This is a genomic window from Caballeronia eucalypticola (genome assembly GCF_047608185.1).
In the GTDB taxonomy this organism is placed as follows: domain Bacteria; phylum Pseudomonadota; class Gammaproteobacteria; order Burkholderiales; family Burkholderiaceae; genus Caballeronia.
In genome coordinates this window covers 16,717-30,930 of the sequence record NZ_JBLKRU010000048.1, presented here as the reverse complement: position 1 = coordinate 30,930, position 14,214 = coordinate 16,717, and the positions used below count along the sequence as shown (strand labels likewise).

The 14,214-nt window shown below is 59.3% G+C and carries 11 protein-coding genes; 8 read left to right on the top strand and 3 right to left on the bottom strand.

Features of this window, described 5'->3' with window-relative positions:
• Positions 1–107: 107 nt before the first annotated feature.
• Together ACMX25_RS33800 and ACMX25_RS33795 are read right to left on the bottom strand one after the other, a co-directional pair.
• Positions 108–1,445: an MFS transporter gene (locus ACMX25_RS33800; protein ID WP_414954261.1), complete on the bottom strand. Its 1,338-nt coding sequence runs from the start codon at positions 1,443–1,445 to the stop codon at positions 108–110.
• A gap of 613 nt (positions 1,446–2,058) precedes the next feature.
• Positions 2,059–4,113 carry an FUSC family protein gene (locus ACMX25_RS33795; RefSeq protein WP_414954242.1) on the bottom strand — a complete coding sequence of 685 codons (2,055 nt, stop codon included), beginning with the start codon at positions 4,111–4,113 and terminating at the stop codon, positions 2,059–2,061.
• 382 nt (positions 4,114–4,495) lie between these two features.
• Here ACMX25_RS33795 and ACMX25_RS33790 point away from each other — a divergent pair, with 382 nt between their 5' ends.
• From ACMX25_RS33790 to ACMX25_RS33775, 4 genes are all read left to right on the top strand, one after another.
• On the top strand, positions 4,496–4,648 hold the full coding sequence (locus ACMX25_RS33790) for a hypothetical protein (RefSeq protein WP_174254643.1): 153 nt from the start codon (positions 4,496–4,498) through the stop codon (positions 4,646–4,648).
• Positions 4,649–5,183: 535 nt separating this feature from the next.
• Positions 5,184–5,474: a hypothetical protein gene (locus ACMX25_RS33785; RefSeq protein ID WP_414954241.1), complete on the top strand. Its 291-nt coding sequence runs from the start codon at positions 5,184–5,186 to the stop codon at positions 5,472–5,474.
• 263 nt (positions 5,475–5,737) lie between these two features.
• Positions 5,738–6,676 carry a 3-hydroxyacyl-CoA dehydrogenase family protein gene (locus ACMX25_RS33780; protein WP_414954240.1) on the top strand — a complete coding sequence of 313 codons (939 nt, stop codon included), beginning with the start codon at positions 5,738–5,740 and terminating at the stop codon, positions 6,674–6,676.
• Positions 6,673–7,293 carry a flavin reductase family protein gene (locus ACMX25_RS33775; protein WP_414954239.1) on the top strand — a complete coding sequence of 207 codons (621 nt, stop codon included), beginning with the start codon at positions 6,673–6,675 and terminating at the stop codon, positions 7,291–7,293. The genes ACMX25_RS33780 and ACMX25_RS33775 overlap by 4 nt, the downstream gene beginning before the upstream one ends.
• A 52-nt stretch (positions 7,294–7,345) precedes the next feature.
• Here the strand turns inward: ACMX25_RS33775 and ACMX25_RS33770 are convergent, their stop codons facing one another.
• The gene (locus tag ACMX25_RS33770; protein WP_414954238.1) at positions 7,346–9,325 is read right to left on the bottom strand and encodes a methyl-accepting chemotaxis protein; all 1,980 of its coding nucleotides are present in this window, start codon (positions 9,323–9,325) and stop codon (positions 7,346–7,348) included.
• 462 nt (positions 9,326–9,787) lie between these two features.
• Between ACMX25_RS33770 and ACMX25_RS33765 the strand changes: the two genes are divergently transcribed.
• From ACMX25_RS33765 to ACMX25_RS33750, 4 genes are all read left to right on the top strand, one after another.
• Positions 9,788–10,966, top strand: coding sequence for a quaternary amine ABC transporter ATP-binding protein (locus ACMX25_RS33765; RefSeq protein WP_414954237.1), 1,179 nt, complete (start codon positions 9,788–9,790; stop codon positions 10,964–10,966).
• Positions 10,959–11,861 carry a choline ABC transporter permease subunit gene (choW, locus tag ACMX25_RS33760; RefSeq protein WP_414954236.1) on the top strand — a complete coding sequence of 301 codons (903 nt, stop codon included), beginning with the start codon at positions 10,959–10,961 and terminating at the stop codon, positions 11,859–11,861. Before ACMX25_RS33765 ends, choW begins: the two co-directional genes overlap by 8 nt.
• A gap of 65 nt (positions 11,862–11,926) precedes the next feature.
• A complete protein-coding gene (locus tag ACMX25_RS33755; RefSeq protein WP_414954235.1) occupies positions 11,927–12,931 on the top strand; it encodes a GlxA family transcriptional regulator in 1,005 nt (334 codons plus the stop codon).
• 133 nt (positions 12,932–13,064) lie between these two features.
• Positions 13,065–13,961 carry a choline ABC transporter substrate-binding protein gene (locus tag ACMX25_RS33750; protein ID WP_414954260.1) on the top strand — a complete coding sequence of 299 codons (897 nt, stop codon included), beginning with the start codon at positions 13,065–13,067 and terminating at the stop codon, positions 13,959–13,961.
• The last annotated feature ends 253 nt before the right edge of the window (positions 13,962–14,214 follow it).

Sequence of the window (14,214 nt, the reverse complement as noted above, 5' to 3'; positions counted from 1 at the left end):
CTGTTGGACTGGCGCAACCCGCGGCCGCAGGAGCGCGTGGCGAGTTGAGGTCGGTATTTTTGCGTGACCCACGGGGGTTACTTGCCCCAACGGTGAGCGGAATCTCGTTACGCTTTGATTCGTTCCACTTTCCCAACTAGAAAGACGTACGACATCGCTCCCAGCAGCGCCACGCAGGCCACGTACGTGATGGCTGGTGCGAAATCGCTGCCGCTGGCCAGGTAACCGATGGCCAGGGGTGTCGAGACAGCGGCCAGATTGCCGACAAAATTGAATACGCCGCCAGTGAGGCCCAACATGTTTTCGGGGGCGAGCGACGTCACCAATGACCAGGTGATGGATGCGAAGCCGTTACCAAAAAATGCGACGGCCATGAAGAAAATGACCCAATCGGTCGAGTCGGTAAAGTTGGCGCCGATGATGCTCGTCGATATCAGCAGGCCGGAGATGATCGGGAATTTACGGGCGAAGCCGACGCTGGCACCTTTGCGGATCAGCCAGTCAGAAAACAGACCCGCGCTGATGACGCCACAAAAAGCGGCGAGAAATGGCAGTGAGGTCAGGAATCCTGACTTGATGAAATCCATGCCGCGATACTTAACCAGGTACGTCGGAAACCAGGTGAGGAAGAACCACAGGGTGGAGCCGACGGCATACTGGCCGAGATAAATCCCCCACAGCTTACGCTTGCTCAATACGACTTGAAGCCCAGACCTGCTGAATCCAGGCGCATGAATGGGTTTTTTCCGTCCGAGGTCCACCAGACCGCCGCCTGCGCTTATCAGTTCAATTTCCGCCTGATTGACGCCTTTGAACTGCCGTGGTTCCCGATACGCCGCATACCAGATTGCTGCCCACATAATGCCAGCCAGGCCGGTGCCGACGAAGACCCAGTGCCAGCCGTATCGATGCTGTAGCCAGGCCAGCACAGGCGTGAGGAAAGCCAGGCCGACAAATTGGCCAGACGTATAAATTCCGATTGCCGAGGCGCGTTCGCGCTCGGGGAACCAGGTAGTGACGACGCGGCTATTGGTCGGGTAAGCCGGGGCTTCCAGGGCGCCGACGATAAGTCGCAATCCAAATAATCCGGCGAAACTGCCGACAAATCCCAAGCCTACGGTTGCCAGTGACCACAAGGCGAGCGCCAGTGCATAGAGGAAGCGCGGTCGCACGCGGTCCACCAGCCAGCCGCCGGGGATCTGCATGGCGGCGTAGGTCCAGCCGAACGCGGAGAAAATCCAACCTGCCTGGACGGGCGTGATGGAGAGTTCGCGCATCAGTTCGGGCGCCACAATCGACAGATTGCTGCGGTCCAGATAGTTAATTACCACGGTGACAAATAATAACAACGCAATCAGCCAGCGCTTACGGCTTGGTCGTTGGCTAGTTCGCGCAGTCTTCTCTTGACCTGGAGTAAATGGATCTTGCGTGATACCCGGCTTCATATTGCTCATTGACGTCTCCTTCTAGTTTTTATTTAATTGAGTCTTTTAATCGTTGTTAATATTGAGGCGCAGCTACTCGTATTTAAATGGCATTGGTACAATTGAGCGATGCCTTCATCCTTATGAGACAAAGTAGCGTGCGCAAGCGATGCCGTAAAAGTCATGTAACTGCCAAAATATCTGTGACGCTTGCCATATAAGGCTGGCAGCAATGCACGGCAAAACCGGGACACGCCATTCGGGCGAACTGCGGTGCTTCGCTCCGTGCATGACCGCTCAGTCGTCGAGACGATCAAGGCGTATTTCATGCGAACTACTTGAGCTCACTTTATTTGAAGTTATTTGATTTGTCGAGACAGGGTACGTAGTGCCGAAATGTGGGAAATTGATTATCTCATTAATACATCGTGATTTATTTTGAGATAATTGGATCGGCTGCTGATAATGGGCAATGCCGCGAAATCGAGGGTGATGACATCGCATTTCCCATTGGCTTAAATTCAACCGAAGCGGGTCGGCCGGAGTGCCCCAAGTGCGGCCATACGGTGTACGACGCCGACGCGGATTCCCATGTCGGTCGCCGGTTGAAGTTCACCTCTGTGCGAGCTCCCCTTCAACCTTCCCCGCGTTTCAGGCCATCGGCGTGTTCCGTCAGCAACTTGCGCAGCAACACGACCTGATTGACGGCATCGGCTTCAAGCAGCGAGAGACCGTGTTTGGGATAGCCTTGCCAGGCATCGATTCCCGCGTCGTTCTTCGTCCCTATCCGCGCTTCGATGCCCTTGCCGACACGCTCAACCCATGCCGCAAGATCCCGGTTCGGCGCGGCGCCCGCCCGGCCAAAGCGAGCGCGAGTCGCCGTGCCCGCGACGCGCCGCAGCAAGGCGAGCGCGGTTGAGCCAGTCCGGTCGTCGTTGCTTGTGTCGAGTTTTTCCAGCCTCAGGCGCGCCAGCACTTCTTCCGCATTGTTACTCGCCAATCCCGCTGCACGTCGTAGCCGCTCCAACTCGATCTCGCTCTCTTCGCCCCGTCCCAGCGACGCGGCAAGGTATTCAAAGTTCGTCGATACCGCCTTCGCCAAGCGGTCACCGAACCGGCTGGGTTCGCGGCTTGGCCATAGAAGAAATGTGGCGAGCAACGCAATCACGCAGCCGAACACGTTGTTCTCCAATCGCGTCACGGCATAGGCAAGCTCGGCGCCGCCGGGCGCGGCGAAGTCGGCAACCAGCACGAATGCCGGCGTGATGAACAGCACGAACAAGCTGTAGCTGACCGGTCGCAAGGCCATCGTCGCGCAGACCAGCGGGAATACGACCAGCGAGATCGCGATGGGCGAATGAACAACGAGTCCGATCGCGGCCGCCAGCAATCCGCCGACAATGCTCCCCGCCGCACGCTCGATGCTCCGCGGCCAGCTCGTCGCAATAGACGGCTGCAGGATCAGGAGCGTGGCCATCGTTGCCCAATAACCGAAGGGCAGATGCAGCAGCCTGACGGTCAGAAAAGCCGCTGTTGCGGCCACTCCGACGCGAGCGGCATGGCGCGCGCCTATCGATTGCGTCGATGCATTCGCCTTCAAGGTTTCCACGCCGCGTTTCAAGGTCGTGATCGCCGCTGACCACACGCTTCTTCGTCGCGGAGCCGGGGATTCGAGTTCGCTGAAGTCGATATCGAAACTAAGCGGCACGCTCTCGCCTAACGCAACTTCAAGCTGGCGGGCGAGCGCCTGCAACCGGTCGCGCAGGGCGACGGGCGGTTCCCAGGGTTTGTCGGCAATGGCCCGTGCGAGCCGCGCGAGGACCTCGGCGAACGCGTCGAGCACACGCACCGCACGCGGCAGATTCGGCAAGCGATGATGGCCGCGCTCGCAGGCATCGGTGACCGCAATGAGGTACGCGAAGATCCGTTCGCTGTCGGCGAGTGCGAGCAACAGCATGTTGTACGTGTCCCGCCGGTCTGTCTTCGATGACGGCACGCGTGCAAGCGCCTTGCGCGCCAATTCGATGTCGCTGCGCGCCTTGCCGCGAAAACGTGAAGCGTGGGACGCCCACTCCCCGAAGCCTGCGCTTTCGCGCTTGAGCAGCCGCGCGCCGTCGCTTGCGATGTCCGCGAGGCTCGCATGAGCGGCTCGCATGGCCGCGCGGCTTGCGCCGAACGGGTGAATCCGCCACACGGTGAAGCTGAGTGCCGTCGCGAAGAGGCAACCCGCGAAGTAGAGCGCGAGGAAACGCAACTCGCCGCGTGTTCCGTGGATGGGTTTGTCCACCATCACCACACAGGCGGTCGCCGCAAGGATGGACACCTGGGCGGCAGCCGCACCCCACACGCGCCCCAGCGCGCCGAGAAATGAAAAGACCAGGACGGCGACGGCCGCTGCCACGATTCCAACGCCGGACGCATACGCGGTCAGCCCGCCACAAATGGTCGAGAGCACCGCGAAGCCGGTCATGGAAGCGAATCGCATGCGGTTCGAGCCGGCGGCATCGGCGAGACAGGTCCAGAACGCGCCAATGGCAGCCCACGAGAACTCGGGCATGTGCAAAAGGTTGCCGAGGAGCAGCATGGCGGTCGACGCAAATGCGGCTCTCAGCCCTTCGGACAGATCGGCTTGGCTCAACGCGAACGAAACCATCCAGACGGGCCGACGGCGCGCAATGGAATCGACCATTCGGGAGAACGCTTTGGTGCGGCGGCTTGCCGCGTGTCGAGACTGCCGGTGAAGGTTGCGAAGGCGGAACATGGCCTGGCTTATCAAGTGGTGGATGCCGGTGATCGGATGGTTAATGCGTGAAAGTCGATATGAACCTGGCCAAAAATTTCGGATATTTTTGCGCGCTCCGTTTCTCTCCCGTGCTCCCGCCCATCGCATGGGCCCAAAACTCAAGTAATTCCTACTGATTCCAGACGTGCCTGCGACTCCCAAGTGTGGCAGAAACACAATTATGTAGAAAAACTACCAAAGAAATGCTGCGTTGCACTAGGAATCAGCTAGTGAAAACCCTATAATGACATCTAAGGGATAACCCTTGACCACCTACTAGGAGTTTGACATGAGCTACCTCTTCGCATTGCTGCAAAAATTCGCATCGCTGTTCGAATCCCCGCATCTTCCGATGGATTCAGACTACTCGTACCAAGCTCGTCAACAGGAAGCAGAGCGCGTTCGCAAGTCACGCGGCACCATCATGGGTATCCGTCTGTGAGCTGTAAGGAAGGCAGGGCGAACTGCAGGGAAAACTGAAGTGTTGTCAGTTTGTGCTTGACAAGGTTTATTCGTAGTGCGGTTCGCCTGCTTTCATTGTTGTCGGTTATGTAGTTTTTCTAGCTTTATAGTGTTACCGATCGCCAACTTTGTTTCCACGGCAGTCACGTCGCTTTCGCGCGACATTCATCTCCAGCGCCGCTCGGCGCATGCTTCCCAGACCACCTCCCGTTTTGCTCTCCCGGCGCTCGACTCCGCCAATTCACGGTTTCATATTTTCATTGCTTACACGCCATTGGGCAAAATAGCCTCGGGCTGATTCGTCATGCCAACGTAAAAGCGAATGAAATCAGTGATTTGAAATATTCCCGGGCAATCCGGGCGCGTTAAATCCTTTGATACGAACACTTACAAGCGCTCACGTCGTGCAACCTTACGTCCCGCTAAAGTGATTTCAACGACGCGGCACCCGACGGCACATCGTTTCGACTGTCCGCGCGTCCTCAACGAAATCAAGCTGAAAAGGGAGAATAGTCATGAACACCTCACGCTCAATCCTGGCTGCGCTGCTGACCGGCGGTGCGCTTTTGACCGCGACAACTGCGTTTGCGCAAGTCGATAACGGAATGATCCACGGGCCCGCGCCCGAGCAAGCGTATGCGCAACCGCATATGGTTCAGACGGCCGTCGTGATCAACCTCGGCTGGCACGGCGACCGTTATTGGGACGGCCACCGTTACTGGCAGCGCGACGAATGGATGCGCCACCACCCGCATGATCACGGTCCGGCGGGGTATCACCGCGACGACCACGAGCATCACGGCTAATCGAGCCGATTACAGAACCGCGTAGTGAACGCCGGCTTCCTGCAAAGGGAGCCGGCTTTTTTTCGTCCTTTACGCGTGTCCGGTCAGAGCCTGCCGACCGGACCGCTTCAAGTCATAGGCCATTTGCCGCCCCGCGCGATTGGAGGCGCTGCGCTATCCTTAAGTGACGCGGCCTTGAGAGCCGCATAGGACGGCTTCAACGAGTCCCTCGGACTCGAACGTCGTTGAATCGAAGCGTGGAATCTAAGCATTGCGGGGAAAATTTGAAGCAAATCACTATCGGCGTGGTGGGCAGCGGCTTGATGGGCGTCGGCATTGCGACGCAGGCGGTGCTACACGGCTATCCGACCATTGTTCACGATATAGACGGCGCACGGCTTGCATCGGTGCATGGAAAAGCAGAGGCGATCCTCGACGAATTGATCGACGCCGGCGTCTTCCATGCGGACCACAAGCCGGACGTGCTCGCGCGTATCGAAACTACCGATCTACTGGAGCGGGTGGCCACGGCGGGTTTTATCGTGGAAGCCGTTCCTGAAGTGCTCGAACTGAAGAACCGCATTTATAGAGCGCTCGAACCGCTGCTGCGCGACGACGCTATTTTCGCCAGCAACACGAGCGGCTTTCCGCCCGACCTGCTCGCGCAAGTGCTGCAAAACAAGGGGCGATTTGTCATCGCGCATTTCTGGAATCCGCCGCATACCATTCCGCTGGTCGAAGTCGTACCGGGCACTGAAACCGATCCGGAAGTCACGCGCCGCACGGCTGAACTGATGATGGCGATCGGCATGGAACCGGTTGTGCTGACGAAGGCAATTCCAGGTTTTGTCGGTAACCGGCTGCAGTTTGCGGTGCTGCGCGAAGCGCTTGCCATTGTGCGTTCGGGCGCCGCGACGGCGGAGGTCGTCGACACGGTCATGAAGGCGTCGCTCGGTCGACGCTACGGCATGGTCGGACCGCTGGAAAGTGCGGATCTCGGCGGGCTGGATACGTTGCTGGATATCGGCACACACCTGATGCCGGAGCTGGCGAAGGACGAAGACGTGTTGCAACTGATGCGTGCGCACGTGCAGAAAGGACGGACGGGCGTACGCAGCGGGCAAGGGTTTTATGAATGGGATGACGCGCACCATGCGCGCGTCAAGCAAGGGCGCAAGCGCCTGATTCACCACGTTGCAAAGAAGACCGGAAAGCACTCATGAGCGATACCAACGCGGTTCATTTCTACAATCCCGACGAAGGCCACAAGCTTCGACATGATCCGTTCAAGGCGATCGTCGCGCCACGAGTGATCGGCTGGATTTCGAGCTGTGATCCGGACGGGCGCGTGAACCTCGCGCCCTATAGTTTTTTCGGCGCGTTCGCTTCGTTTCCGCACATCATCGGATTCTCGAGCGAGGGGCGTAAGGACAGCATCGCGAATATTGAAGCGACGGGTGAGTTCGTATGGAATCTGTCGAGCAAGCCGCTTGCCGAAAAGATGAACCTGACGTCCGCGACCGTACCGCGTGAAGTCGATGAATTCGAGCTGGCGGGATTGACGAAAGCGCCGGGCGTGAACGTCGCCGTGCCGCATGTGGCGGAGTCGCCGGCCGCGCTCGAATGCAAGTTGCTGCAGATCATCCGGCTGAAAACGCTGGACGGCACGCCGATGAACAACTGGCTCGCGCTGGGGCAAGTGGTTGGCGTGCACATCCGGCGCGAGTTCCTGAAAGACGGTCTCTTCGATACCGCCGCCGCGCAGCCCGTCATGCGTGCGGGGTATCGCGGGGATTATGCGGATATCGGCGAAATGTTCGAGATGTTCCGCCCGGGATAGCGCTGGCGGAGGCGCTTCAGCCGCAGTTAAAACCTGCAGTTAAAGCGCGCAATTAAAGCCTAAACACGCTCACCGCGCGGCTCAACTGTTCGGCTTGCTCATGCAAGCCGGCAGTCGATTGTTCTGCTTCGCCGACCAGCGCCGCATTCTGCTGAGTCGCCTCGCCGATCTGCGACACGGCCAGATTCACCTGCTCGATGCCGCTCGATTGTTCGCGCGACGCCACGCTGATTTCGCCGATGATCGCGTTCACCCGCGCAACGCGTTCCACGATCCCGTTCATCGTGCCGCGGGCTTCTTCCGCGATCCGGTAACCATCGGCGACACGGCCGACCGACTCGGCGATCAGCGCCTCGATTTCCTTGACCGCCGCCGAGCTGCGTTGAGCCAGCGCGCGCACTTCCGACGCCACCACGGCGAAGCCCCGGCCGTGCTCGCCGGCGCGCGCGGCTTCCACGGCCGCGTTCAACGCCAGGATGTTGGTCTGGAACGCGATGCCTTCGATCACCGACGTGATGTCGGAAATCTTGCGCGCGGACGCGTCGATTTCACCCATCGTCGCGACCACGCGGCCGACCGCTTCGCCGCCGGCGCGCGCTGCATCGGATGCCGATGCCACGAGTTGATCCGCCTGCGCCGTGTTGGCGGCGTTTTGCTGCACGGTCGACGTGATCTGCTCCATGCTTGCCGCTGTTTCTTCGAGACTGCTGGCCTGTGTCGCGATGCGCAGCGAGATGTCGCTGCTGCCCGCCGCAATCCGCCCCGTGCCGTCAGACATATCCGCCGATGCGCTGCGAACCTGCGTCACGATGCGCGCAAGCCCGGTCGCAATGCCGTCGATGGCAATCATCAACCGGCCGATATCGTCCTCCCGCGTGGTTGCGAGCCGCACGCTCAGATCGCCCGCTGCGATGCGCTCGGAGGCATGAGTCAGTTCCGCGAGCGGCCGGCCCACCAGCTTGGCCACTGCGAAGAGCAGCACGGCCACGAACGCGGCGATCACGAGCAGCCCGATCAGCAGGAAGCGATTACGCGTGGCGTGCACGTCGGCGAGCAATTCATCGCGATACGCAATCCCGCCAATCAGCCATTGCCATTCCGGCACCGTGCGAAACACGATTTCCTTCTCGCCGCCGTGCACCTTGGGATCGGCGGCGTCGGTAATCCCGGGGGCATCGAAGGAAAGACGGCCTTCTTTCGCGTCGAGCATCTGCTTGAACGGTGCGATGCGTTCATCGGCGAGAGGCGGCAAAGTGGCACCCGCTGCGCCACCCAGGCCCGGATGCACGAGGAGCTTGCCGCGATTCGGCCCGTTCGATGCATCGACGACAAAGAAGTAGCCGTTCTGACCGATCGTCAGGTCGCGAATGTTTTGCTGCAACGTTGCAATTTCCGGCGTGACGTCCACGCCGACAAACAACGCGCCAATAACCCGTCCCGATGAATCCGTGACCGGCTTGTACTCGGTGATGTACTGCTTGCCAAAGAGCGTCGCCATGCCGATAAAGCGTTTTCCCGCGAGCATGAGCGCGTACGCCGGGCCCTTCCGGTCGAGCAGCGTACCGATCGCGCGGGCGCCGTCCTGCTTTTTCAGCGATGTCGTCACGCGCACAAAATCGTCACCGGTGCGCGCGAACACGGTCGCGATTGCGCCGCTGCGGTCGAGGAACTGATCGGGGATCGAAAAATCGAGGTTCATCGGCGTGTCGCCGGCCTTGAACGTGGGTGTCGCCACGCCGCCAATATCCACTTTCTGCGTTTCATCGAGCGTGAAATCCGTGGGCAGGAAGCTCGAAAACAGCGTCATGTAGCGCTCGACTTCGGCGCTGACGGCTTTGTCGTAGAGACGGATCATCGTGCCGATCGCGCGACTGTCGTCGTCCATGCGTTCGAGCGCTTGCGCATCGATCTGCTGACCGGCCAGATGCGTGACCGCGATGGTAAACCCGGCTACGACCGTAGCCGCGAGCGCACAAGCGAGGATGGCAAATTTCGCGCCGACACTGGCCCGTCGGATGTTGAATAGAGGCATGGATAAACCGGATGAGCGAAATAAACGAGACGTAGGGAATATGAAGGGTTAACGGCAACAGTCGCCAATTCTTGATTGCCCTGGCGCCGGCGCGTCCTGTTTCCACGCGCTGCAAAGCAGTCAAAACCCGACATCGTCTATCCCGCTGCATTCCTGGAATATGATGAGCCGGTCGGTAATCCCGCCCGTCACCCGGGCGGCAAGCCTGAAAAAGTCCAAAAAACTCAACGAAATTCTCGTCCACTTGCTCTGGCGCGACACGTAAAAAAGTGTCTAAATCGGCTCGGCACTGCTCGCAAACCCTTGCCCCATAAGCCTCCGACTGTCCATCTGCCAAAAATGGAAAATCGGAGTGTCGTATTTCCACATGTGAGCGTCGGAAATAGTCGGCAACCCGCACTTTTTTCTGGCAACTATGTATGCAGAGCGCGGACGCACGTCCGCCAACCAGGAGAGCGTTCGATGAATTCCCACAAGGTCGTGGTCGAAAACCTGTGCAAGGTGTTCGGCACGAGCCCGAAGCAGGCGATCGACATGCTTGCCGGCGGCGCAACGAAGGAAGAAGTTTTCTCCCGTACCGGACAGATTGTCGGCGTCCATAACGTGTCCTTCGAAGTGAAGGAAGGCGAGATTTTCGTGTTGATGGGTTTGTCGGGTTCGGGCAAATCGACACTGATCCGCCTCATCAACCGGCTGGTCGAACCAACCGCCGGCAAGGTGCTGATCGATGGCCGCGACGTGGCGTCCGTGCCGCGTTCCGAACTCACGTCGCTGCGCCGGAAAGACATGAGCATGGTGTTCCAGTCGTTTGCACTGATGCCGCAGCGCACGGTGTTGTCGAATGCCGCGTTCGGGCTTGAGGTTGCGGGCATCGGGCGCAAGGAACGCGAGAAACGCGCGATGGCCGTGCTGGAGCAAGTCGGTCTTGCGCCGTTCGCGCAGAAGCTGCCGGCGCAGTTGTCGGGCGGGATGCAGCAGCGCGTGGGTCTCGCGCGGGCGCTGGCCGTGAATCCATCGCTGATGATCATGGACGAGGCGTTCTCCGCGCTCGATCCGCTCAAGCGCAAGGAAATGCAGAACGTGCTGCTCGACCTGCAACGCGAACAGCAGCGCACGATCATGTTCGTGTCGCACGATCTGGAAGAGGCGCTGCGCATTGGGACGCGCATCGCGATCATGGAAGGCGGCAAGGTCGTGCAGATCGGTACGCCGCAGGAAATCATCTCGAATCCGGCAGACGACTACGTGCGGGCCTTCTTCGAAGGCATCGATACCAGCCGTTACCTGACGGCCGGCGACCTGATGCAGACGGACGTGGTGCCGTTGATGAAGCACGGCTCGCAGATCGATGCATCAAGCGTCTCGCAAGCGCTCAACGGCAGTGCCGACTACGCGTTCGTGATGGACCACGAGCGCAAGATCCGCGGTTTTGTGTGCCGCGATGCGATTGGTCAGGCATCGCCGGAAATCAATCTTATCGAATGCATCCAGCGCACCACGCCGCTTGACGTTGTCGTCAGCCGGGTGGTCGCCAGCCGTGCACCGCTGCCGGTGGTCGAGGCGGACGGATCGTATTGTGGTTCGGTCAACAAGACGAATGTTCTCAAGGCTCTGACTCGGCATCGAGGTTCCCATGTCTGAAATTATCCCGCTCGGTACGTGGGTCGATCACGGTGTCAAATACCTGCTCGACCACGACGCAAACACCTTCGACGCAATCGGTAAAGTCATCGAGAGCTTCGCGGCGCTGGTCGAACACGGCCTGCAAGCCATCCCCATGTGGCTGATGATGGCGATCTTCGTCGGCATCGGGTTATGGCGTGTCGGCTGGCGCTTTGCGCTGTTCACGTTGCTGTCGTTGCTGCTGATCTACGCCACCGGCTTCTGGGATGAAATGGTAATCACCCTCGGCCTCACGCTGTCCGCCACGTTGATCAGTTTGCTGCTCGGCATTCCGCTTGGTATCTGGACGGCGAAGAGCAAGACCATTGAAACGATGGTGCGTCCGGTGCTCGACCTGATGCAGACCATGCCGGCTTTCGTGTACCTGATTCCGGCGGCCATGCTGTTCGGTCTTGGTCGCGTGCCGGGGATCCTGTCGACGGTGATCTTCGCGATGCCGCCTGCGGTGCGCCTGACGTCGCTGGGTATCAAGCATGTGAACCGCGAGATCGTGGAGGCAGGGCAGGCATTTGGCTGCACGCCGTGGCAACTGCTCTACAAGGTTCAGTTCCCGAACGCGCTGCCGTCGATCATGACCGGCGTCAACCAGACCATCATGATGGCGCTGTCCATGGTGATTATCGCTTCGATGGTCGGTGCAGGCGGTCTCGGCAACGACGTGCTGGCGAGTATTCAGCGGCTGGATATCGGACTTGGATTCGAGAGCGGTTTGTCAGTAGTGCTGCTCGCGATCATTCTTGACCGCATTACGGAAAGCTTTGGCCGGTCGCCGGGTATGGCGCGGGCACCGCTGTTGTCGGGGATTCGCAGTGTGATGCGAGTGCGCCGCGCGCCGGCTGCGCAGCAGAGCTAAGCAATATGGCTTTGAGCAACACAGTAAGCGATTAAATCAGGCTTCGGCCCAAGGATAAAAACCCGATGAAACGCGACGCGATGGAGCCGGACGGGATTCATCCTCCTGAGAATTCACCGCTATCGAAGCTGGCGCACTTCGGGTTCCTGACGCTGCCTAATTTTTCGATGATCGCGTTCACCAGCGCGATCGAAGTGTTACGCATGGCGAACTATGTTGGCCGTGCCGAGCACTACACGTGGTCGGTGATCACGCCGGATGGTGAACCGGCGCGGGCGAGCAACGGCATTACCGTCAAGCCGACCAAAACGCTGGCCGAGGCGGGCATGCCGGATGTGCTGATCGTGTGCGCGGGATGGCATGTGCGCGATTACGTGGATGACAAGGTGATCGCGCTGTTGCAGCACGTCGCGGCGCAAGGCGTGCCGCTTGGCGGCGTGTGCACGGGCGCGTATGCGTTGCTCGCGGCAAACTTGCTGGATGGGTATCGATGCACGGTGCATTGGGAAGACATGTCGCCGTTGCACAAGCGTTTCCCCGACGTGCGATTCGCCGATGAACTCTTCGTGATCGACCGTGACCGCGTGACTTGCACGGGCGGGACCGCGCCGCTTGATCTCATGCTGAACCTGGTTGGTCAGCGGCTGGGTCAGGCGCATGCGGCGCAGGTTTCCGAGCAGTTCATCGTGGAGCGCATTCGCGGCACGACGGATTACCAGCACATTCCTGTCGATGCCCGCGTGGGTTTCTCGCGCGCCGAATTGATTGAAGTGGTGCGGCTGATGGAGGCGAACATTGAAGAGCCATTGTCGCTCGAAGAGCTGGCGCGGCTGGTAAAACTGTCGCAGCGTCATTTGCAACGCATGTTCAAGATGTTCCTGAGCGTTTCGCCGACGCATTACTACCTCACGTTGCGGCTGCGGCGCGCGCGTGAGTTGTTGCGTAATACCGATGCATCGATCTCGCGCGTGACGGCCGTTTGCGGCTTTCACTCGCCGTGTCATTTCAGCAAGGCGTACCGCGCGCAGTTTGGCCACGCGCCGAGTATTGAGCGCAGGCAATCGGCTTGATGATCCATTTTCAGACGTGTTGCGCTCATTGGGGCGCGGCATCGTCGTGTCTGGCAGTTCCAAAATAGGGAGAATCATGAAACTTCACGGAATCGCGTCGTCGTGGGCGCTGGCTGTCTTGCTGAATGTCACGATGTCCGGCGGCGCGTTTGCAGCTGATCCGGCCACGTGCCAGAACGTCCGTTTCGCCGATGTGGGCTGGACCGATATTGCCGCAACCACGGGTCTGGCGACCACCGTGCTGCAGGGCCTCGGATATAAACCGACGAAGACGATTGCGTCTGTGCCAATTACGTTTGCCGGTATCAAGAATAAGCAGATTGATGTATTCCTGGGTTATTGGTCGCCGACGATGGACCCTATTGTCGAGCCGTTCCAGAAGGCCGGGCAGGTCAAGGTATTGACGGCGCCTAACCTGACGGGTGCGAAATACACGCTGGCGGTGCCGGACTATGCGTATAACGGCGGTCTGAAGTCATTCGCCGATATTGCCAAGAACTACGACAAGCTCGACGGCAAGATCTACGGTATTGAGCCGGGTAACGACGGTAATGCGTTGATCAAGAAGATGATCGATTCGAATCAGTATGGGCTGGGCAAGTTCAAGATGGTCGAGTCGAGCGAAGCGGGCATGCTGGTGGAAGTGGGCCGTGCGATTCGCGAGAAGAAGTGGATTGTGTTCCTGGGTTGGGAACCGCATCCGATGAATGTTTCGATGAAGATTGATTATTTGAGTGGCGGCGACGATGTATTCGGCCCGAACTATGGCGAGGCCAAGGTGCTGACGGTAACGCCGCCGGATTATGCTGCGCGCTGCCCGAATGTGGCGAAGCTGGTGGATAACCTCAAGTTTTCGACGGACATCGAGAATCACGTGATGACGCCGATCATGAACAAGACCGATCCGAACGTGGCTGCCAAGCAATGGCTGAAGGCGAATCCGGCTGTGCTGGATAAGTGGCTGGCGGGCGTGAAGACGTTTGACGGGAAAGATGGGTTGCCGGCTGTGAAGGCCTATGTAGCACAGTGATTTTTGCTCGCGCCGGTGGACGGGTGGGTTTGCTGGCGTGAGGGGTGGGGGCGCGGGGTCTGTGCCGGGTTGCTAGGGTCTCGGGGTAGTGGTCGGGGTCAATGCCGGGTTGCTGCTTTCCAGGCCTTCGCGCGTTTAGTGTTAGCTGTTTTCTTTATCACTATTAGCCACTGCGCGTGGCGGCGCGTCATTTCTTTGTCCAAAGCGACAAAGAAACGAAGCAAAGAAAACGCTTTCACCGCTCTACCCTAAG